The organism is Lunatimonas lonarensis, assembly GCF_000390185.1.
Lineage (GTDB): Bacteria > Bacteroidota > Bacteroidia > Cytophagales > Cyclobacteriaceae > Lunatimonas > Lunatimonas lonarensis.
In genome coordinates this window covers 60200-81997 of sequence record NZ_AQHR01000021.1, presented here as the reverse complement: position 1 = coordinate 81997, position 21798 = coordinate 60200, and the positions used below count along the sequence as shown (strand labels likewise).

Here is a 21798-nt window from a genome sequence, read left to right as displayed (position 1 = left end):
TTAAATTTGCCAATATTATGGTAGTTAAATAATAGTTGGTTTAGTTTTCAAAAATAAAAAGCAGGAGATGTTCTCCTGCTTTTTTATTTAAATCAACTATTTTATTTGCTCTATCATTCCAAATCCAAAACGCGGATATTTCGGAAATAGACCACATCTCCATGGCCGAGAAATCCAATATGCCCCCGCTCCCTAAACAATCCTGGATGCTCCCTTCCGTCGATGGTTCCATTTTCTTTGGCGTCGGAAATATCCACATCCAGAATGACCGTACCATTTAGCGTCACCTGAATTTTGTTACCCTTGACCACCACTTCCTGATAGTTCCATTCTCCAACCAGCTTCAATGCGCCCTTTTTGGCCGCAGCGATTCCATAAAGTGATCCGTGAAACTGGTAATCCTTGAGGTTTCGATAAATATCTGCCGTGTTGTCCAAAATTTGAAGCTCCATCCCTTGGTAGGCAGCGTCGCCTGTCAATGGGGCACGTATTCCCAAGCCATTATTTGCCCCTGGAGTAAGCTTGAATTCAAACCGAAACTCAAAATCACCATACTCTCTCTCGGTAAAAAGATTTCCGCTTCCACCGCGGTCTGGATAGATGGCAATGTAACCATTTTCTACTACGTAGTCGGTTTTGTTACCCGTCCATTTATCCAAATTTGTTCCGTCAAAGAGCACCTCAAAACCCGCCGAAGCTTCTTCTTCGCTAAGAACAAAGGGCTCCGATCCGTCCAATTCACGGATATAGAGATCCCTATAGGCCACATAGGTACCATGCGCCTGTAGTTCGATCATCTCTTTTGGGAACAATGACTGGGTTCGATCCCAATAGTTTTCCAAGGTGACGTTATCCACTACCAGTTCACCGTTCAGGAGGACGGTCACGTTTTCCCCTACCATCTTAATGTAAAAGGTATTCCATTCCCCAACCGGGTTATCAGCGACTTTTTTGGGCTTGCTCTCGTGCTTTGTATTATTATATAGGCCACCTGAGCCCACCTCAGCACCTACGTTCGTCCTGGCAATATCCCAAATCTGAACTTGAGGGGTACCGCGGAGGTAAATACCCGCATCTCCATCAGGCGTGATCTTCCAATCCACCAACATTTCAAAATCGCCATAGTGCTTGATCGTGCCTATGTTCTCACCCTTGCCCTTGAATACCAACAGGCCATCCTTTGCTTCCCAACCCTGACGCATTTGCTCGTTGGCCTTTGCCTGTTCCCGGTCGTAGGTTCTTTTGTCGAGTTGGAACCGCTTGATGGGATTGGAAAAAACCCCTTGCCATCCCTCCAGGTCTACTCCGTTAAAAAGTGGGTAGTACCCCACGCCAGAAGGCATTTCATCCAGAAACTTCTGTAGGGAGGTTTTATAATATTGGCTATCCTGTCCGCTGATTACATCCCTGGTTTTTTCCACTAATTTCCTCACTAACTCTCCATAAAACGAATCAGTTTGGCCAACAATATTCATCACCGCCCTGGCTGCATCCTGCTGCTGCGCCGGGGTATCCAGGAAATTACCAACAGTAACGAGGGATTGGAACGTCGGATACTGTCCCAACGCTCTAATTGCCTGGGACTTGGTCTGGTCGGCACCGGTGAGTTCCAGGGCATTCCGGAGGTGGATCACTTTATTTTCAGGGCTCCAAGACTGGTTAGGAATCAAACGCACAAAGCCTACAAGTGCTTCCTCTTTCAATTCACCGGAGGCAGCTCTGGCTATTTCCAACAGCATTGTGGGTGCTTGGCTATCTTTTGAATTATTCAATGCCCTAATGACTGCCAGCTTTTGCGCTGCCCCACCATCGCGGTAGATGAATCCAAGTTGGGTCATGGCCGCATCACCACCCGTTTGTCCCAAAACTTCGTATAAGTACAGCTGTTTGCTTTCATCTAGCCCCCGAAGGCTTTGTACTACCCAGCTCGTTTGTTCACGTTGGTTGTTCATTCGGGTTACGGAGGACACCAGTGCCTGCTGAATCCAATCCAGCTGCCGCGCATCTTGATAGGAGCGCAATAGTCCAAGCAATTGATCCGCATGACCGGCATTCGCCAAGGAACTCAGGGATCTAAAAGCGGCGTTTTTGACTGCTGGATCGCTGTCCCGTACCTCATTCAAAACGACTTCCATATGATCCTCCGCTGAACGCGCCGAAAGTACCTCTATCAATACCACTTTTGCCGGTGCATTCGCATTTGGGATTGCTTTCGCAATTTCGGGTGTAACGCGGGTTCCAGGCATGGTTTTCAATGCTTCCTGAATACGGATCAACGTCGGTTCATCGGCCTGATTCACCTGGGCAAGCAAATCATCCAACACAAGATCTCCGCCTGCTAACACTGCCGCATCAATTGCCGCAGCGCGCACACTGGGATTATCGACGCCAAGGAAAGGCTTGATTAAGGCAACGGTTTCCGCTCCCCTTACCCGCCCCAAGGCACCAATAATGGCGACTTGGGCATCAGGAGACGCGCCTGAAAGCAGCTGCCTCCAAAAAGCCATATCAGTGCTCAACCCGGATTTTAGTACTTGGCTTAAGGCAATACCGCGGTACTGCGCGTTGTTCGATAGAACAGCAGCGGCCAATAACTTAGGTGCTTTGGAAGGCTCCAGCATGGCCAATAAAGCGAGCGCTCCGCCCTGCGTATGGGGTTGGCCAGCTTTTGCTGCGGATTTATGAAGACCCTTTGCCAGCTTTAACGCTGTTTTCGAGTACCCTTTGTCTGCCAATCTGGAAACATACCGAAGGTAAGTGGCGGTAGCATTTGTGGGTTCATAACCCCAATCCGCTGATTTTGCCGCACGGGCCAAAACCTTTGCACTCTTTGGGTCAGCGATCTCCCCCAATGCGTAAAGCGACACTTTTTTAAGATCTTGGTTAGTGGAAGCAGCATAGGGATTGAGATCCGCCAATGCCAAACCACTACCAATTCCACCAAGTGCTTGGATAAAGTTGACTTTTTGGGCTTCATCGGTCGATGTGCGCAATGCCAACAATAGTGCCTGTTCGGAGGAGCTTGAACCTATGCTTTCCAGCACCTGGGAGGCTTTGGCGGAATGATAGGGATCATGCAGCAATGGCTCGACAAAGGGAGCCGCGTCTTCCTTGCCCATCCACTTCAACTGTGTGAGAAGAAAATCTTTTCCCTCTGGATAATCCAGCCTATCCAAGGCCTTTCCATAAGCCTGGATAGCTATTCTGGCATAATCATGCTTCGATGGGTGGCTCGCATAGGATGCAAAGCCCGCCAATGCATAGGCTAAATTTTCGTTATTGGCTGTGGGCGACAGCATGAGTGCCATTTGTAAAAGCCCTTCCTGCCCCAGCCCCCCCATTTGCTCCATTAGACCTTCATGGGCCGACGCATTTTGGGAGGGGAATCGATTCAATAAATCGGCGATTTTGGTATCTAGTGTCCTGGCGTCCTGTCTGCCTGTCTGCGCCATTGATACCACACTGTTCAATAAAAACAGGCAGCTAAGCAGTACGGTTTTTTTCGTTATATTCATCTGTTGTATGTATTTTTCATTGGATACCTGGCATGCCCCGCGTAATTAACCCTACTGCGTAGGTTCTTTTCCCATTGGGACTTCCAATATCCATGTTTTACTCTTGACTGGCATGAATGGTGAAAACTTATACAGTGTAAGGTGCTCTCATGGGCTGATCAATCAGCCGGTTGGCAGCAGGGTCGTTGATGAACTCCTGCTTTACCGGATTGAACTGAAGATTTCGTCCCAAACGCAACGCTATCAATCCCATATTGACCATCGTACAGGAGCGATGTCCGTTTTCTTCGTTCAGCGCAAATTTTTTGCGGGTCTTTACAGCCTCCAAAAAATCCGTCACCTGTGGGGCCGGATCCGGAAACTGGGCAAGCTTTCGCTTAAAGTCAGGGATATCGCACTCAAAACCCCGGTACAAATTTCCCTTGGGGCCAGAAATATAAGGAGATTCGATCGTTCCCTCGCCGTCGAGAATAATCTGGCATCCATCTTCATAGGTATAGGTGATCTTGCGCCAAGTACCCACTGCATCCGGGTGCTGCTGAGGGGCATCAATCTCCACCTTTACAGGGCTCGTTTCGTCTTTTCCTAAAAAATATTGGATTGGATCCAGGTAATGCTGGCCCATATCACCCAGCCCTCCGCCATCGTAATCCCAGTACCCTCGGAACGTTCCGTGAGTACGGTGAGCATGGTAGGGCTTATAGGGAGCCGGTCCCAGCCACTTATCATAATTTAACTCTTTCGGCGGTGTTTCCGGTTGAAGATTGGTTCGTCCTACCCAGTAAAACTTCCAATCAAATCCGGTAAGCCTTCCCACCGTCACCTTAAGCGGCCATCCAAGCATCCCGGAATCCACCAGCTTCTTAATATTCTTTACTTCGGTATTCATGCCGTAAAAATTGGCATCGAACCGAAACCAGGTGTTAAGCCTAAATACATTTCCATGCGTCGTGACCGCTTCCACAACCCGCTTTCCCTCTCCAATCGTCCTGGTCATTGGCTTCTCGCACCATATATCCTTACCTTGTCGAGCCGCATCTATGGCCATGATACCATGCCAATGAGGGGGAGTTGCGATATGAACGATGTCGACCTCCGGTAGGCGAATAAGTTCCCGGTAATCCTCAAAAGTTTTGACACCCGTGCCCAACGTTTCCAAAGACCGTTGGATATGCCGGGTATCCACATCACAGATGGCAACTACTTTGGTCCCCGCATAATTAAAATGCCCTCTACCCATTCCTCCAACCCCTATGATGCCTTTCGTAAGGTGGTCGCTGGGTGCCAGGTAGCCCCTACCCAGCACGTGTCGAGGAACAATCGAAATCCCTCCCAACGCCAAAAGTGAGCCTTTGACAAAGCGCCTTCTGGATTCATTTGCTTTTTTATTCATTTTCTAAGGGTTATAATAAGCACAAAAAACCAACCTAGACCGCTGGGGCGGCATAAGGATGGCTCTAAACTTCGGTTTCGAACTATAGGTAGACTACCAAGATCCAAACCACGTTAATTGTGTGAATATATCTCCCTGATAAAGGATTACCAAATTATGGGGCGGGTTCTAAAAACTTTTTATTCAACTGGTCAGTACCCAACTGCCTTTGGCGATTTTTTTAAAAAAGAGGACATGGGTTAACTTGGTATTTTTATCAAAAAAAGGAGGCTCTCCTAGAAGGGCAGTCCTTTTTATACTGCCAGTCTTCCAGGCATCCAGGAAAAGACTTAGTATCCAACCATTCATAGAGTGGATGGTTTCGGGTATGTATCTTGGCTATTTTCCGGAAGGAATACAGGTTCTACAGATCGCTGTGAAACAGCTTCTGGATAGTCGTACGGGACGATTGTAGGCAATGTGGAAAATGCTGAGGGGAAAACTATAGGGAATCTTGTCGGTTTTTGCTTTCAATAACCAAAAGGACGCTGGCAGTAAATATGGAAAACGAAATCAGTATCCGGAGAGGGGGGGGGACAGTGAGGGCGATAGTCCTGAAATCTTTATTACCGGGGAAACGGGAATCCAAGCTGAACGCACCGTCCAAAGCTCGGAGAAGCTTGCCGCCGTACCAGCAGCTCACTCTGTCTTTGAGGCATCCACCAGCTCTTTCCAATTTGGGAAAGCATTGCTTAGTTTCCACTGTACTAGCGATTCTAATCCACTTTACTCACCCTTATTTTCACGCCTTTTCATGGCCCTCCTCCAAAAAAAGTAACCGATAAGCACCAAAGCAGGCAAAATAATGAACAGCACCAAATTGGAGGTCTCACGAAGATTAACAGGCCCCCTAGGTTGGGGAATATCTGGCTGCATCTGGGCAAAAACATTCCCTACTATCGTCAAACAAATGACCACAAGTGCAATCGCTGATCGGGTACAGTGTATCATGGCAGTATCGCTTTACGTAAAAAAGCCTATTGTTTGTAGGTAAACCCAACAAACAACAGGCCATTCACCCAAAAAACTAAACTCAGTTAGCTGTCTTTGGAAGGGTCAGCGATTTTGCCCATAAATAGAATGGCACCACTGTGCGCTTCCTGAATAAAAAACATAAAGGGCTTATCTACTCGATAAGTTACGGGGCCTGTCGGAAGGGAGGTCAGCACTACCTCAGCGATTGTTGCAGCAGCGGCCTCCGTCCCCTTTTCATCCACTTCTATAAATGCATCATGGATCACTCGACTAAGCTGTAGGTTTCCGGAAAGACCTTCAAATAGCTCAGAAAAATTGTCTGGATGGGAGGTGAAAGGCGTCGTCAGCCCCATTCCAGACAGCGCATTTACAAGCTCTTCTTGTTTCTGCCGCATTTTGAATTTTGGAAAAGAGAGCTGGATAGCACGCGGAAATGCACTTGACCTAAAACTTTCTAGTTGTTCAAGTGTCAGGTTGGATGCCAAATTTCCCAACGAAAAATCCTCACTAACCAGCACCCCCATCGAATACTGCCCCGTACTGTAAGGGATCTCCAGGTAGGTCACATCACCGTCCTGAAAAAAGAGAATTTCTGCTCCTGTATCCAAGGACATCATGTCCACCTCTACTTGGCTAGTTTGATTCAGTTGGAAGGAGGCTTTCGTCGTATTTCTGGCAGGAAACTGATACTTCCAGTCTCCTTTAAAATAAATGGCGTTTACCAAGTACATAACCGCATCCGCCGGAACATAATCCAACATGCCCTTTATTATCCCGTTGGTTTTGTTTTCTATCCACTGATTGATAATATCTTTGGCCTGCGGACTTCCCATATTAAGAGAGGCGATCTCTGCCGCATAGTAGGTTGCTAGCTGATCCCTAAAAGAAGTATTCAGACGTAACCCCTCCCTGAACCAGATGGCGTTTGCAATGGACATCCTCACTTTTGGATCGACCTGTAGCAGAAACTCGGTAAGCTCCTTTGCCGCCCTATTGGCATTCGCCAGACTCATATCGCCAAAACGGAGCACATCCAAGTATTCCCTCAATATTTCATCCCGGTTTCCATTCATCGCCATACTTAGTGCTTGATGAATGCTGTAGGGGCTAAAAAATTGGTTGGAAAGATCATCCTCCTGCAATTCTCTGAACAGGTCCAAGGCAAATAGGGAACTAGCATCCACCATTTGCCGCTCATAGGCCTGAAGGGTACGGATATTTGGCATCAGAGGTGATTCCGGCTCGCTGCCATCCGTGCAGCCCAAAAGGAGGCCTCCCAGTAGTCCGGTGATAACATAAACAAATCGCTTCATCTATAGATAAATTAAGGGTTATTGACTACCTCATAGACGGAAATCGGACGTTGATTGCTACACTTACCTCCACTTTTTTTTAAAAAAAGATTGAATGCCAAATCCCCCCCTCCCACAGCATTCGATGAAATATGCCCCTCACCTAGGGACTACTGTACAAAATACTGAAAGCACGTGCCTAGCCGGTACTGACCCTAAAGAAACCATGACATTACGCTAGAAAAACAAAAAAGCCCTTTGGCGTATCGAAACTCCAAAGGGCTATAGCTTTACTGGCGATGCCGCTATCCCGGCCAATGGGTTTCAATGCCCTGAGTTCTGATAAACTGCTGAAAATCGGCAAGCTTGGATCGGTTTTCCCGCACAGCTAGCGGCCGTTCACCTGTTGCCAAACAAAACGCTCCCAACATGCCCACTGCCTCACCTATACTCCACTCCACCGGATGCAGTCGGTAACAGCCATTGGTGATATGTGTGGTACCTATATTTTTATTTGCGGGCAGGAGGTTTTCGGTTTCCTGGGGAATCAGTGCACCCAAGGGAATCTGAAAAGGCAGGGATCCAAAATCGATGTAATTATCTCCTCCGCTACTAGGGTGCAGGTCAATGTGATAATAGCCTACTCCAACACTATCGAAGAAATCCGGTGCCTTAACAGGTCCCTCTCCCTTCATCACCATCTTTCTGTTTTCTGCGCCAACATGCTCCTCCAGCACGGTGAACAGCGCGTTGATCCGGCGGGCCTCGCGAACATAGGGATATTTGGCCAACCCATCTTCAGTCCCCATCACATCACCTCGTAATCGCAGCCCCTGCCAACCCAATCCCCCGTCGGGCCTTGGTGCTTCGGTCTGTAGCCAATATAGGAGCGAAAGGCTAAGCTGTTTGCCTTTTTCTACATGGTGATCAAAAGTAGCCTCATCCACATCCACGATGTTGCCAAGCATATAGTCGTTTTGGGGCCAGTTGACTATGGTAATATCCCCCGGATAGTGCCCTTCCACGAAATTTGTCTTATTGATGATCCTTCTGTAGAGCCAAAGGTTCAGACTATCGCCAGTGGGCAAGCCCTCGGGGTGAAAGCCCAAGGCCTTCGGGCTTAAATCCCTTGGATTGGAATAACTCAGATCAAGAATTTTTCCGGACCAGGGTGGATTTAAGGGTGGGGTGTGGTTCTTCCAAAAATCATATTCTCTGGGTTTTTGAATTACATGGTTTTCACCCGGAACGTAATCCATGGCAAAGCAAACGGTAAATGCCTGGTTATTGGTAGGATCTGCCTTATCAGCGGCGTGCAATTCCCTTGTCTGCGATTTGGACTCAGATCCCGTCACGTACACAGTATTGGTCATGGGCAATAAATCACCCAGTTCGGTCGCATCTACAAAATAGGGCGCTTCCAGCGAATATACCTTGCCGGATCGCAAATTCCTGACCTGAAGGGCTTTTACCTTTTTTCCGTTCATATGGGCCCCAGTAGCCTTATGTTCCAGCATCAAAACGAGCTGCCTGCTGCTAAGGTAGGGAGCCATCATATCCTGAAGCACGGCCAATGCTACCCTAGGTTCATGACAAAGCCTGGACACCGATCCATCTCCCGGATTCAAAAACTCTTTCATACCGGCAAACTTGGTCAGCGGATACAGCCTTCGATAATATTCCCGAACCTGTTTTCTAAAGTCGCGATAAAGCTGAGGCGCACCGTGTGTTTCGATCCATTGGTGTTCGTCTGGCGGCACACCCTGTTGGGTGATCTGCCCCCCTACCCAATCGGTTTCCTCCGTCAAAATTACCGTCAGTCCGTTTCTTAATGCTGCAAAAGCGGCTGCACATCCCCCCAAGCCCCCTCCGGCGATAACCAAATCAGCCGTCAGAGCTTCCGAACCCACCTGAACCTTTTTGGCTACCTGTGGCACCAAATAGGATGATGAGCCAAATGCAACTAGGGACGAAGACCCCAACATACCCCCCCCAAGGGCAAGGTTTCCGATAAAATTTCTTCTATTCATCTATATTTAATTATTTCGTGAACATCGTTTGCGAAACGTCATCGAAGGGAGCTGCAACGCCAGACTCCGACGTCAGTTCCCAATAGCTTTGGTTCTGCACTACCATAACTTGGGTTGCAACAATCCAACTTTGCGTCCAACCCGTCAGGGTACCCCACGCACCCCAGCCCACATCGGCATTGGACGCCCAAAAGTCCCAACGCTGATAATCAAACGCACGAAACCACGCGCCGTCAAGATCTGGAAAACGATCACTCTTCACCTGAATACGGGTGAGAAAATCGGAAAGTTTGCCCACTGCCTCAAAATACCGCGGATTCCCAGTGGCGTGGGCGGCTTCATTAAGGCTGAAAAACGCAAAGTTGCTCGTATAAAGCATATCGGCAACAGGGTCACCATTTTCGAAAATCAAAGGTGCCTCGTGAAGACCATACTCTTCGTTTGATTTGGTTCGACCATACCTTCCCTTTCCTTCTCCTCCCAGTTCCTCCCTGATGGCACCGGATGCCACCTGATTCTCTAGCAACTTACCCACAATCTGGTCAAGCCATTCACGGTGCTCCGGGGTATCCTCCACACGCACCAGCCAAGCAAGAGGCAAGATCATGCGGGCCCTTTCTTGCTGTATACCATTCGTCCAACGCCATTCATCCGGGTATCCCTCCATCGTGGTCCTTATCGCAATTTTGGACGTTTCGAGCAGCGGCTTGAACCCCGTTTTATCGTAAAGCCAGAGGTACAAGGCCCACATCCATGATTCAAAATGTGGTGCGGGGTTTACAAGGTCACGCTCCCAGTAATATCTCCAGCCGTTTCGGTGTAGATCCTTGTTTTCCAATCGGTTTGAACGAAACCCAGAACGGCCCGTGGTCCGGAAATTCGCCAAAATCGCCTCTACCATCTCCTTATCCCATTTCGATAAACTCAAATAAGCCGAAGCTCCCAAAATTCCTAGAATGGCCCGCGCATTGTCATCTCCGTAATACACATGAGGGTGTGTATGAGACCAGCCGATTAGCCCATAGGCGGCTGAATCGGGGTGACTTCTCGGCCCTGATCTCAGATTCTCCCGAAACAGGTAGTCAACTAAATTTACCGCATGAACCTTGTATCGGTCTGATTCATCCAAACTGGCAGCCGACGCCAGAGCAAAAGCTGCTTCTCCTTGCACATCTGCCCGTATCCAATACCTATATTGCTGGGATCCGTCGAAGTATATATTAGAGGAGTGCCCCTCCAGTAGACCAAGGGTACCATCACCAACGGGGGCTGATTGCGGCACAGGAGGGCCCACCGGATTCAACCCGTCGCTTTGATAATCAAGCCACCTTTCCCTCCAATCTGAATGAATAAAAAACCTTCCTCTGTAAAACCACTCAACCCCTTCCTTAACACTCTTACGTTTGGCTTCGAGGGAGACTTCATCGGTCTCTTTCAAGGTAGGCTGTAAAAACCGTGGCCAAGTAACAAATCGATAGCTGTCCCTACCGGTCAACTCCTTCATCAAACCGGAAAACAAGGCCCTCATATGATCCTCGGGGCCAAAACGCCCCTTCCCAAAATCGGATAATTTGGTAAACGAAACAAACCCAAACTCTGTCTTTGCCAATAACGGATAATTTGGCACGCCCCCAAGCCCATAGGAGGCTCGATCAAAACCTGCGACTTTGGCCAAAACAATCAATGGGTCACTAGCGTCAGAAGGTATCAAGTGGCAATCGTTCAACCCCAGTATCCGAAGGGAATCCAACGCCGGTCGAAAAAAGGACGAGGAGATAACACCCCTTTCAAGGCGTGTCTGCATAGGCTTAGCCTCCAACTTGATCCCTGGTACAAAATCCGGATACTCTACGTACAGTTTTAGTTTTTTCTCACGAACTAGGTCGTAAAACTCAGGAGTGACGACAGTTGGGCTTTCTGGATAGGCAGACGCCAACACGAAAAGCACTGCACCAGTGATTGCTCTTTCGGCAGCGGTGATGGGATTCTCATGGGAGACCATCTGAAAGTCCTCTCCGGCTAACCAAACCACCAAATCGGAAGAGCCAGAGCCTACATAGTGAATGATTTTGCCTTTTTCGACACATTGCCAATTGAGAAGAGAAAAAACAAGAATACACAATCTGCTCAAACGGTTGAAAATATGAGGCATAACAGGAACTTGGATATAGTAATAAGACGACAAAATACGGATTTGATCGTAAAATCACAATTTCCTGAAGGGCTGCTCGATCCAGGCAAAACTACCTTCGTCAAAAAGATTGGAATCGACTTACTGGCAAAAGGGATACCATTAAAGCAAAAATCTATGGAACGAAAAGTACTTAATTCAATGCAGTAAGAGCGGCAATGGCCTACTTTTCATCTACAAACTTTTTATCAAGTGCTTCAAATCGAGAGCTGGCGCTGATGTATTCAGGCACCATTCGTTTCATTTCCTGCACAAGGTTCCAATCAGTATTCGCTTCTGTCAACTCTTTGCACCGAGAAATACAAGTGTCTATTTCATCAAAGTTGCCGGGCAGCACATTGGCAATAAAAATCTTTTCATGCTTTTTAAAATTGTGGGTGGATTCTCCGTTGTTGAGCAGCTCCTCATACATCTTTTCACCTTCTCTTAACCCAACGTATTTGATATCTATGTCTACCCCAAGCTTCTTACCACTAAGGTGGATCAACTTCTTGGCTAAATCAACAATCTTTACCGGCTTGCCCATGTCAAAAACGTAGATTTCTCCGCCATCGCCCATCACACCTGCTTCCAACACCAGTTCGCATGCTTCCGGAATGGTCATGAAGTAGCGCGTCATTTCCGGATCGGTAACCGTAACAGGCCCTCCTTCTTCGATCTGTTGGGTAAAGAGTGGTATTACCGAACCATTAGATCCCAGCACATTTCCAAACCGCGTGGTAATGTACAGGGGGTGCTCTCCAGGCTGTTCAAGGCACAGGCGTTGGTTAAGTGACTGGATATACATCTCAGCCATACGCTTCGAAGCCCCCATTACATTGGTGGGGTTCACCGCCTTATCCGTTGAGACCATCACAAACTTCCTTGTCTTGTATTTCAGCGCAGCATCGGCCATGTTTTTGGTGCCCCAAACATTTGCCATAAAAGCTTCCTTAGGATACTTTTCCATCATGGGTACATGCTTGTATGCTGCCGCGTGAAAAACGTATTCAGGCCTAAACTGATCAAAAATCTCTTCCACCATAGGACGTCGCCTGACATCGGCCAAAAGCACCTCTACATCCACCTCTGGAGCGCAACGCTTCAACATATTTTCAACGTCATACAGAGCGGATTCAGCCATATCGAGAATCAACAACTTCTTGGGCTCTGCCCTAGAAATCTGCTTGGTCAACTCTTTCCCTATTGAGCCGGCTGCTCCACTCACAAGTACTACTTTTCCTCGTAGTTCCTCACTGACCAATTCATTTTTCAGCTTAATACTCTTTCTGCCCAAAAGATCCTCGATATTGATCTTTCGGATGGAGTTGGTTTCCAGTTCCCCACTGACCCATTGATTTACCGGAGGAATAGTGTATACCTTGAGACCCTTGTCCAGGGCTTCCTCCATGATTTCCTTTTTCCGATCGTACCCGATATCAAGCGCAGCCACAATCAATTCATCAGGCTGATATTTTTCGATCACCTCATCCAACACCTCCATGCCGCCAAGGATCTTGATGCTCTGTACATATTTTCCTTTCTTCCGGGGATCGTCATCCAAAAAGCCGCAGTTGATGTATTTATACAGGTTGTCCTTTCGAATGGCCTCGTGGGTAAGCACACCTGCATCCCCTGCCCCAAAAATCAACACCCTGCGAACCGGCTTTTCTTGCTGACTATCCTTAAGCCGATACAAAAAATCCTTTACGGCCAGTTTATACGAGAAGAGTGTGATGAAGGAAATCATGGTCGCGATAACCAATACAGATACCGGAACCATATACCCAAGGCCAGTATAGTGATCAATCGCTACGTTGGCAATGGCTATCAACAAAAACTGTATGGCCAGCGTCTGGAACAACCGGATACCGTCTCTAATCCCCGAAAAACGAACGATTACGTTATATATCTTTGTGAAATACATTACAGCAACGCCCACAAAACAATAAAACAGGGATCCTCTCAGAAACTGCATATCCAACAACTGGTTACTTTCGAAGTTGGACCGCACGAAAAACGCCGCCATTGCCGCCATCAATAGCACAAAGGCGTCGATAAACACAATGGCAAAACGGGGGACAATGTTGACTGACCTCAAAACTTTCGCTGCTACCTGAACCATAAAAATAAATTTAAGTACTGACCGTTTTCCTAATAATTGCTATTTCGAATACCAATCCGCTCTGTACATTACAACCGAAAACACCCGATGTCTCTCAACAACACATGCGACGCGACGGCGCAAACATTTAATCAGATACGTTTTGGTTATTTGGCTGTTACAATCACAAAGTAACTCAAACATGTTGAAATTAAGAATTTTTTAGAGTTAAAAAAAAGATATTTTTTTTTACCCCCTACCCCTAAATCCATTTGTTTCAAACATTCATTGATTTAGCAATAACTAATAATTCAATAACACCATTTTCTATACGAGTAAAATCGGCGTTGTAAGCATCTACAGGGCGGCACCTTTGCCTTTAATCGGTTATGACTTTGCTCCTACCGGATAATCTCCTTATGAATTCTTCCGGCCAGCGATTCATAGGTAGCCGTAGATACGGGACGGACGACCGACCAAAAAGGCACTTGCCTACAAACAATGGAAAGTAATCTGAACAATTCCCTTTCCTTGTCTAGGTATAGAAGCCAATTATGCATGTTGATGTTAGCCTTAAGAACCGCCATTCCTTGAACCGACGAAATCTTTTCAAAGCGTATTTCTTCTCCAAATTTCCTGATATGCAAAACGCCCGCCAACTGTTTCGATTGATTCACAAACCGATTGTGAAAAAAAACATTGGTTCTGCCCTCTTCGGTAATAGCGGGCATCCCGTCGCTTTCCGTAAATGTATGCTGGTACTCCATGGTACGTCGACGGATGCCCGCCACCGGATAGGTCGGAGATGCCATGACCATACCGTCCTCCGGCCGAAGGAGTACCATGTCATCCGAAAAAAACTTTAAACCACGTTCTGAAAGCATCAACGCAGTGGATGACTTCCCTGCATGGGACCGTCCGACGATCATCCAAAGCTTATCCCTGCTATCCACCACGGCGGATGAATGAAACGGAAATAAATTACGCTGGAACAAAATAACCGTCATGCAACGCCCATAGATATATCCTCCCAACAAGCGTTGATCACCAGTAAAAGGACGAACAAGTATTTCCCTCCCCTCCCGTATTAAGTAATGGGCCGTACCTTCAACCTTATAAAGCACTTCCCCTTCACCTATTTCGGCATCTAGAAAATCTCCCTTTTTTTCAGATTTCAATGTAAACCCATCAGTTGGGGAAACCAACCGAATAGAAACAGTGTCCACGGGCTTTGCCCCATCGTAGATGAGCATCCCCATAAGGAAAATATCGGACTCGATCACTAATCCAAATGCCGTGTATAAATAAGTCATAAAATACTCTCTTTCAACTAAACAACTCGACCTGGAGGCTAGGCGTCCAAAGACAAATCAACATTCGGAATCTAAAAACCATGTTGTTACCAACCTAGGGTCAGCATACCCATCCATTCATGAAACACCATCGTCCATAGATTGAGTCCTTCGATCGAAGGAATAACGAATGGGTGTTTTGGACCGTCAGGATGGGCTAAGCTTATAAAATGATAAGGGGAAGGCACCACCTCAATTCCTTGGCTTTCGAATATTTTTACCGCCCTCCTCATATGCAAAGAGGAAGTAACCAAAACCAGCTTCCGACGGTCTGGAAACTTCTCACGGTACCTTACAGCTTCTTCAAACGTGGTCCGAGGTGAAGATACCGTATCGACTTTGTGGAGCGGAACACCCAACTCGGATGCCGCTTGTGCATATACCTCCGCCTGCGACACAAAGCCGGGGCGTCCGGCACCCGATACGATCAGCTGCGAGTTCGGACTTTGCATCCACAGACGTATCCCTTCCAACAACCTCATACGAGCCGCGATATGCAATTGCTGAACCGGAGAGACCCGCTCGTCCGGTGTCGAGCCTGCACCCAAAACCAAGATAGGCAGCCCAACTTCCGATTCATGTAACGCTTTTACCGGTGTAAACTCCCTTTCCCAATTACTGATTATCCACTTGGGAAGGGCGCCATAAAAAAGAGGAAGCAGGATAACCGCTAGCAAACTCAGCCACTTGCGTCGCCTCCAGTTAAATACCGCTACGATAAGGAGATACGCAACCAACCAAAATGCCGGATTGATCAAAACATAGTGGGCAAATACCCTCATGATTTTTCAGTCTAGTGTCAATAAACGCTTGATTACCCGCAAAGCCTACAGGTAGTAATCACCTTGAACCCAATGGGGCTATGAGGTGCCTAATAGCAGAATGGTTCGAGTTAGTCCCTACTAGCTGTCCACTTCATCTCCCTCTCCGTCCACATCAGAACCCGACCCATTAGACACATCGATAATCCGTATTGTCGGATCAACCCACTCACGCTTTCTTTTCATATCGCTGTTTTCTTTAAATGCCAAAAATAGTTCCTAAAAGTATCGATTCCGACGCAAACATCCACCAATTCACTCCCATTTCTCAGTCAAAAAAATAAGTCCGAAAGCCCTTGAAATTTCTCCAGAGAGCATGCCGGGGGTTTCAAGGAAACGATCCATTTTTCGGATGAGTGATGGAATGTCAATATAATTCCGAACCGGGTGTGAAGGACCCAAAGCTGACAAAAGCTCCCGAAATGCCACTTGTTCCTTCTGGAACCGCTCCTGCCAATCGGCACTTTGAAGACCCTTTTTAGAATTAAACGCCACTTCGTCCGGAAGGAGGTTTTTCATTGACTGACGAATAAGATGCCTCCGCATGCCCCGACGATAAAACTCTTCAGGTATGCCCAGACAAAACTCCATCAAGCCGGCATCATTGGTCGGATCCCAATGGATCAATCCCTTTTTCTGAGATAACGTCTGCCAAAAAACACTGATTTGGTTGTTCCGAAGGCCCATTAAATCATATCGTGTTCTACCCACCCCCGGCGGGAGACTATTATCCAACTCGTCAGACTCCTCTCTAAGTAGGTCTCTAAACGAAAAGGAAGACAAAAACTCGCGGTTGATCACCGTGTCGTTAGGGTTATTCACGTAGCAGCGCGGGATTTTCCGAAAATCTACCAAGCTCTTACCACCCTGAATTTTATCCCAATAGACCTCTTTTGCCACTTCCTTCAGGGATGATTTCCATGTAGCGGCCTTTTCACCCTGCCAAGAAACCGTGGCATTTCCCTGTTGGCCCACAAGCATCAAGTTCACGCCCGCCTGTTTGGCACGATCACTGATTTCGTAAATCCAATGTAGATTTCCGATACCATGAGAAAGTTCCTGAAAAGTGTCCACACTGTAGCCAATGCTCTCCAAAAGAGGATAACTGGTGCCGGTACATACATGCTGCTCAATATTGCCTGCATGCTGCGCAGTCAACCCGGCGTAATACGCTTCGTCTTCAAATTTATACATACTCTCTTTGGGCACTGCACTTGTCGTTCCGGTAAACGAAAGGAGAGACCTACCTCTCACTCGAAGATGCTCGGCAGCCAGTGCAGAGACGGATCCGGAGTCAAGACCGCCACTCAAATGAGATCCCAAGGTCACACCGGGAATAATGCGCTCTCTAACGGCCTGCCTGTAGACCTCCAAAAAGGCTTCTAAATAATCCTCCTCCTTTTGGAATTCGACTGGCTTTACCCTATCGAAGAACCAATACCTCCTTTTGTCCACCGTTCCACTCTCAGAAACCCGTAGCACATGCCCCGGGGGAACCGGAAAGATCCCTTGATGACAGGTTTCGGGGCTGGAAATACGACTGATAAGAAGCCGTCTAAGAATGAATTGCCGATTCAGGGGCACCTTATCTCCAATGGCATCCAGGAGCACCTTTTTTGAATTTGAAAACAAGAAACCATCGGATTGTTTAGAAAAGAAAACAGACCTTGTGGCTAGATGGTCCACGGCTATCACCAGCTCCTTCTTCTCGGTATTGAAAATCATCACCGACCAATCCCCGTCCAAATGGTCGACGAATGATGCACCCCACTTCCGAAACGCATGGTAGACGATCACCGCATTTTCCACCCCAGGTTCCCATAACTCTCTTTCCCCTAGCTTCTTGATCAAAAAATCCCGGTTATCTAACCTTGATTCCGTCAAAATAAAAAGACCCCCTCGGTACAGTGTGGATATTAGCTTAAATGGTATTTTTCCATCCGCTTGGTCATGAACCAGCAACCCAAAACCACCACCCTGTAGATCCTGACCGAACTCCTTAAATTCCCGATATTCTCCCTTTGAAATCTCCCGGTAACGATCAGTTACGGCATATTGATTGGGGGAAAAACATCCTACATACACATTCATCCTGCAGACGTCGATTAAAATTTGATCTCAAGGTATTCGTCCAATCGGCAACGGCCACTGATAAAATACCCTCCAGCTATCACCCAGGCGTGGGCTTCCCGTTTACCGTTGGTTGGTATTTTTTTTAACCCAACGTGATAGGAGTAGGGGATTTTATACCTACGCAACAGCTTGATAGCCTGCCAAGCCTGATGCCTGCACACATTAAGCCAAGGTATGTATTTTACCCCGAGACGTACCGCTGCCGCGATATCAGCAATCAGGGCCATTTGATCCTCACTGATCGGTCCATTCAACCCAACAGCGTCTTGCTGATACATCCGTTCAGAAGAGGCAAGAGGACTGTTGAAGAAAACCAGGACGCCTCGGTATAACGACAAAAACACTACCTGAAAAAACAGTGACCTACGTCTTGCATTCAGCCTGAAAAAACTCCTAACCTTGTTCAGTATCCCCCTCATGGATATATCCCTTCTCTAGGAGCATGGCTACGGTCTTGGTAAGTTGACTTTCGCATGTCTGTTCATCTACCTCATACTCCTGCATCAGTTTCTCCTTTACGCCGGATAAATCCATGCCCTCCTGCAGATAGTTGAAAATACTACAAAACGTAGGGTTCAAGTTGAGGTATTGGTTGTTTTCTATATCGAAGAGAACACCTTCATCGTCCAGTTGGGTAAATAATACCCGCTCTTCATTCACTTTGTATACCTTATTTTCCATGTTTTTATATTGGTTGATTGGTTGTGGGTTCATTCTCTACAGAATCCTGCTTTCCCTTATTCGAAGTGAGAAATATGCTGGCTTCACTCCAATAGCCAAAGTACTTCATCATACGCTCATTACTCCGCATGATTTTTCGAACCTGCCCCACCGACAGTTCCTCCTTCCAACGGCCTGATTTGCCCTGATTGAAGAACCGCATACTTGCATAGGGCTTTTCTCTAAATCCAGCACGTTCTTCCTGTTCTCTGAGCTTTTCAAATTCAACCATTGATAGTGCCTTCTGAACTTGTCCGACCGAATAGTTCAATCCTACCGACCGAAGTGCTTCCGCAAAAGTCTCAGTAGGCCTACTCTTCATGTCTTCGTAACGAACGACTGTCACTGGAATTCGGTCTTGGTAGATCCAGCTCTGGGCGTGCAAGGACCAAGTCCCCAGTAGCTGATGACTCTGGCTGCCGGCTTTATTGGTCTTCACAAAACCAGCCTCTTCTTTACAGATAAAGTTATCGATGGTTTTGTCTATACTTTGGTGGTTATGGTTAGCAAGTGAAAGCACTACGTCAAGCGGATTGCGCACAAGGTAAAGAGCCTGCCCGCCGGGAACTTCGGGTACAAGTGGTATACCGTCCCACGTGCCGTAACTGTAGGCATCGTGTATCTTCAAAAATACGTTGCTTTTCCTTTCCTTCGCCATGTGGAGTACTGCCAATTTTCGCAATCGCTGGTATTCGCGAACCCCTAGGTCATCGAACTCGGTATCCAATATCTCCTCCCAAAGCTGTTTGGAGGAAAAGATCCCCCCAGTAGACAGCTCATTGATATTAACCTCTCCCTTTTCCAAAGCCGTCAGGAACGATCGGAACCAGGTATTGCCTGACTTGGGATAGGATGCCAACCAGACAAACTTACTTTCCATGATTTGAAAAGATCTGGTGGTCTATCGCTTCCGAAAACTCCGAAAATGTCTGCTTGGATTTGGGCCGGGAAGCCATCCAAAAAGGTACCGTCTTCGCTACCGCGCTAAGAAGCTTAAACTGCTCAAGTTGAAGATTCATGCCAATGACCAGTTGCCTACGGTAAATATTGTTTCCCAAGTGTTGCATGCCTTCACTGGGCTTTAGGGGTTTAATTCCGATCTCATCCCCTTCCTCTTTGAGGTATATAATTCCTTTTACTTTTTGAGGTGCATCCTGAAAATGCTCATGAAAGTGAATCCCGAACTTTTCCACTTCAGCCCGAATCTGAAACGCAGATTCCTTTGAGTACGATTGTTGGCTTTCCAGCGTACCCCGCCAAGCCCTTATCATGGGATAGGAAGGCACCGCCATGCACGCACCATTTTCGACGAATAGTAGTGCCGTATCATCGGTAAACACATGGTATCCACGCTCCTGCAATTTTAAGGCAGTGGTGGATTTTCCGGTACGGGAGGGTGCCGAAAGCAACCAAACACCGTCTCCATCCACCACACCGGAGACGTGAAAAGGTATAAGGCCACGCTGGTATAGCATAGCTGCGATTGCGTTGGAATAAAAGAACAACAGTATGCTGCTCCAATCTTCGCATTGAGGGCTTATAAAGATCGTAGACCCCTCTCGAACGAAATAAGTGGCCACATCCTCAATGTGGTACCTGAATTCCCGCTCATTGAATGAAGAAAGAGGCTTTATGAATTTAGGTGGAGCTTCAAAGTCGGGAACTTCATGTACACGTCGAACCAAAAAATCGGTGTCGCCGGGGGTACAACTCATAAACGCGGGTAACTCAACATCTGAGGCACATTTAAGGCCAAATACTTGGTAATAGTACATGAATAGAAGAAAATATGCTGTTTTATTGCCTTTTCAAAGATAGAGGTAAAAGCAAGTGAAAAGCAAAAACCCGGGGATATTTAATGCTAGTTAGGTAGATAGCTCGGACAAAAAATCAAAATAAAACCAGCCATGAAACCTACAGGTATAAGGTCTACTGGAAAAAAAGGAGTACCTTTCGGGCAAGTTTCACATGTACTTTTCATCTATACATGCGAAACACCTATACCCAAGGGCATTGACATCCAGCTGATTCCTCCATGTACAGGCGTTCAAACAGTTCCCTAAGCGTATGAAAAAATCCATGGTTATCTCTTCCCCTTTGGGCAATATCCGCCTTGTCTCAGAGGATGATTATCTACTGGCCTGCTTATTTACCGAAGACCATGAGTCCAATGACAGCAGCTCATCGTTTCTCTTGGAGGTCAAGGACCAACTAGATGCCTATTTTCGGGGAGATCTGCGCATATTCGACATTCAGGTGGGTATTGGTGGCACGGATTTTCAAAAAGCCGTATGGATGGAAATCAACAAAATCCCCTTCGGTTCGACCGCTACGTATCAGGAAATTGCCAAAGCACTCGGCAAACCCAAATCGGTGCGTGCTGTAGGCATGGCAAATCGCAGTAACCCGCTGTTGATTGTGATCCCCTGCCATCGGATAATCGCCCAATCGGGCGAACTCAGGGGCTATGCTGGAGGACTCTGGCGAAAACTTAAACTGCTCCAACATGAGTCCCGTGACAAACCAGGTAATCCCTACAGCCTAGGCTTCTGAGAAGCGGCAAAAATCAGTGGCCCACATCATAATAACATCGCCAACCTTGTAAGACAATCCTACAGGCCGTTTAACTTTGAATCCATGGAACAGCCGATACTATACACCTTTAGTAAGGAACTCGCCCCGCATTTTTTGGCGATCAACCAACAATGGATCGAAGCCCATTTCTGCATGGAACCGTTTGATTGGGAACAGCTGAAAAACCCGTACGAAAACATTGTAGAAAAAGGCGGTCAGGTATGGTTTGCAGCATGGCAGGGCAAAATAGTTGGAACCGTAGCTGTAAAGCCGATAGAAGACGGCGCATACGAACTCATCAAAATGGGCGTTCTTCCAGAAGCTCAGGGAAAAAAAATCGGCAGGTTGCTCGCTGAATCCGCCATCACATGGACGAAGTCCCAGGGTGCACAAAAAATCGTACTCTACAGCAATACGAAACTTGCTCCAGCCATTGGATTGTACCTCAAGATAGGATTTCGGGAAACACCCATAGAAGCAGGCAAGTATGCCCGATGTGACATCAAAATGGAAATGGAATTTTAGAAATTTGGTTTCATGCACTTGCAGGAGCGCATTTTACTTTCTACTTTTGCCAACTCATTCAACCAGCCGCGCACGTGGTGAAACTGGTAGACACGCCACTTTGAGGGGGTGGTGCCTTCGGGTGTGGAAGTTCGAATCTTCTCGTGCGCACATTG

Annotated in this window: 16 protein-coding genes and 1 tRNA gene; 3 read left to right on the top strand and 14 right to left on the bottom strand. The window is 47.1% G+C overall.

The features are described from left to right. Nucleotides 1–113 precede the first annotated feature (113 nt). The 14 genes from ADIS_RS23320 to ADIS_RS02535 form a co-directional block, all read right to left on the bottom strand. Nucleotides 114–3515 carry a DUF1080 domain-containing protein gene (locus ADIS_RS23320; RefSeq protein ID WP_010852730.1) on the bottom strand — a complete coding sequence of 1134 codons (3402 nt, stop codon included), beginning with the start codon at nt 3513–3515 and terminating at the stop codon, nt 114–116. 127 nt (nt 3516–3642) lie between these two features. After that, nucleotides 3643–4908, bottom strand: a complete 1266-nt coding sequence (locus ADIS_RS02600; protein ID WP_010852729.1) for a Gfo/Idh/MocA family oxidoreductase — start codon at nt 4906–4908, stop codon at nt 3643–3645. 765 nt (nt 4909–5673) lie between these two features. Further along, nucleotides 5674–5898, bottom strand: a complete 225-nt coding sequence (locus tag ADIS_RS22875) for a hypothetical protein (protein WP_010852727.1) — start codon at nt 5896–5898, stop codon at nt 5674–5676. An 86-nt stretch (nt 5899–5984) separates the two neighbouring features. Next, nucleotides 5985–7235, bottom strand: coding sequence for a serpin family protein (locus tag ADIS_RS02590; RefSeq protein WP_035804401.1), 1251 nt, complete (start codon nt 7233–7235; stop codon nt 5985–5987). Nucleotides 7236–7519: 284 nt separating this feature from the next. Further along, nucleotides 7520–9244, bottom strand: coding sequence for an FAD-dependent oxidoreductase (locus ADIS_RS02585; protein ID WP_010852725.1), 1725 nt, complete (start codon nt 9242–9244; stop codon nt 7520–7522). Between the two features lie 10 nt (nt 9245–9254). Next, complete coding sequence (locus tag ADIS_RS02580) at nt 9255–11396, bottom strand: hypothetical protein (protein WP_035804399.1); 2142 nt, start codon at nt 11394–11396, stop codon at nt 9255–9257. A 202-nt stretch (nt 11397–11598) separates the two neighbouring features. Next, nucleotides 11599–13539, bottom strand: coding sequence for a nucleoside-diphosphate sugar epimerase/dehydratase (locus ADIS_RS02570; protein ID WP_010852723.1), 1941 nt, complete (start codon nt 13537–13539; stop codon nt 11599–11601). 380 nt (nt 13540–13919) lie between these two features. Then, on the bottom strand, nt 13920–14831 hold the full coding sequence (locus ADIS_RS02565; protein WP_010852722.1) for a phosphoenolpyruvate carboxykinase (ATP): 912 nt from the start codon (nt 14829–14831) through the stop codon (nt 13920–13922). Between the two features lie 86 nt (nt 14832–14917). Beyond that, nucleotides 14918–15652: a YdcF family protein gene (locus ADIS_RS02560; protein ID WP_010852721.1), complete on the bottom strand. Its 735-nt coding sequence runs from the start codon at nt 15650–15652 to the stop codon at nt 14918–14920. Nucleotides 15653–15946: 294 nt separating this feature from the next. Then, complete coding sequence (locus ADIS_RS02555) at nt 15947–17782, bottom strand: asparagine synthase-related protein (RefSeq protein WP_010852719.1); 1836 nt, start codon at nt 17780–17782, stop codon at nt 15947–15949. 14 nt (nt 17783–17796) lie between these two features. Then, on the bottom strand, nt 17797–18243 hold the full coding sequence (locus tag ADIS_RS22150; RefSeq protein WP_010852718.1) for a lasso peptide biosynthesis B2 protein: 447 nt from the start codon (nt 18241–18243) through the stop codon (nt 17797–17799). Beyond that, nucleotides 18218–18505: a PqqD family protein gene (locus ADIS_RS02545; protein WP_010852717.1), complete on the bottom strand. Its 288-nt coding sequence runs from the start codon at nt 18503–18505 to the stop codon at nt 18218–18220. The genes ADIS_RS22150 and ADIS_RS02545 overlap by 26 nt, the downstream gene beginning before the upstream one ends. 4 nt (nt 18506–18509) lie before the next feature. Continuing rightward, a complete protein-coding gene (locus tag ADIS_RS02540) occupies nt 18510–19424 on the bottom strand; it encodes a sulfotransferase domain-containing protein (RefSeq protein ID WP_010852716.1) in 915 nt (304 codons plus the stop codon). Further along, complete coding sequence (locus ADIS_RS02535) at nt 19414–20259, bottom strand: hypothetical protein (protein ID WP_155907072.1); 846 nt, start codon at nt 20257–20259, stop codon at nt 19414–19416. Before ADIS_RS02535 ends, ADIS_RS02540 begins: the two co-directional genes overlap by 11 nt. Nucleotides 20260–20611: 352 nt before the next feature. Between ADIS_RS02535 and ADIS_RS02530 the strand changes: the two genes are divergently transcribed. The 3 genes from ADIS_RS02530 to ADIS_RS02520 all read left to right on the top strand — a co-directional run bounded on the left by ADIS_RS02530 (nt 20612) and on the right by ADIS_RS02520 (nt 21793). Further along, a complete protein-coding gene (locus ADIS_RS02530) occupies nt 20612–21097 on the top strand; it encodes a methylated-DNA--[protein]-cysteine S-methyltransferase (protein ID WP_010852714.1) in 486 nt (161 codons plus the stop codon). Between the two features lie 84 nt (nt 21098–21181). After that, nucleotides 21182–21643 carry a GNAT family N-acetyltransferase gene (locus ADIS_RS02525; protein ID WP_010852713.1) on the top strand — a complete coding sequence of 154 codons (462 nt, stop codon included), beginning with the start codon at nt 21182–21184 and terminating at the stop codon, nt 21641–21643. A 68-nt stretch (nt 21644–21711) separates the two neighbouring features. Next, nucleotides 21712–21793 (top strand) — tRNA-Leu (locus tag ADIS_RS02520). Nucleotides 21794–21798: the final 5 nt, after the last annotated feature.

Excerpts from the sequence above, each read along its gene's own strand:
- ADIS_RS02600 (WP_010852729.1), bottom strand. The coding sequence starts at position 4,908 with ATGAATAAAAAAGCAAATGAATCCAGAAGGCGCTTTGTCAAAGGCTCA.
- ADIS_RS22150 (WP_010852718.1), bottom strand. The coding sequence starts at position 18,243 with ATGAGGGGGATACTGAACAAGGTTAGGAGTTTTTTCAGGCTGAATGCA.
- ADIS_RS02555 (WP_010852719.1), bottom strand. The coding sequence starts at position 17,782 with ATGAATGTGTATGTAGGATGTTTTTCCCCCAATCAATATGCCGTAACT.
- ADIS_RS02585 (WP_010852725.1), bottom strand. The coding sequence starts at position 9,244 with ATGAATAGAAGAAATTTTATCGGAAACCTTGCCCTTGGGGGGGGTATG.
- ADIS_RS02570 (WP_010852723.1), bottom strand. The coding sequence starts at position 13,539 with ATGGTTCAGGTAGCAGCGAAAGTTTTGAGGTCAGTCAACATTGTCCCC.
- ADIS_RS02590 (WP_035804401.1), bottom strand. The coding sequence starts at position 7,235 with ATGAAGCGATTTGTTTATGTTATCACCGGACTACTGGGAGGCCTCCTT.
- ADIS_RS23320 (WP_010852730.1), bottom strand. The coding sequence starts at position 3,515 with ATGAATATAACGAAAAAAACCGTACTGCTTAGCTGCCTGTTTTTATTG.
- ADIS_RS02530 (WP_010852714.1), top strand. The coding sequence starts at position 20,612 with ATGAAAAAATCCATGGTTATCTCTTCCCCTTTGGGCAATATCCGCCTT.
- ADIS_RS02545 (WP_010852717.1), bottom strand. The coding sequence starts at position 18,505 with ATGGAAAATAAGGTATACAAAGTGAATGAAGAGCGGGTATTATTTACC.
- ADIS_RS02535 (WP_155907072.1), bottom strand. The coding sequence starts at position 20,259 with ATGAGTTGTACCCCCGGCGACACCGATTTTTTGGTTCGACGTGTACAT.
- ADIS_RS02565 (WP_010852722.1), bottom strand. The coding sequence starts at position 14,831 with ATGACTTATTTATACACGGCATTTGGATTAGTGATCGAGTCCGATATT.
- ADIS_RS02580 (WP_035804399.1), bottom strand. The coding sequence starts at position 11,396 with ATGCCTCATATTTTCAACCGTTTGAGCAGATTGTGTATTCTTGTTTTT.
- ADIS_RS22875 (WP_010852727.1), bottom strand. The coding sequence starts at position 5,898 with ATGATACACTGTACCCGATCAGCGATTGCACTTGTGGTCATTTGTTTG.
- ADIS_RS02560 (WP_010852721.1), bottom strand. The coding sequence starts at position 15,652 with ATGAGGGTATTTGCCCACTATGTTTTGATCAATCCGGCATTTTGGTTG.
- ADIS_RS02525 (WP_010852713.1), top strand. The coding sequence starts at position 21,182 with ATGGAACAGCCGATACTATACACCTTTAGTAAGGAACTCGCCCCGCAT.
- ADIS_RS02540 (WP_010852716.1), bottom strand. The coding sequence starts at position 19,424 with ATGGAAAGTAAGTTTGTCTGGTTGGCATCCTATCCCAAGTCAGGCAAT.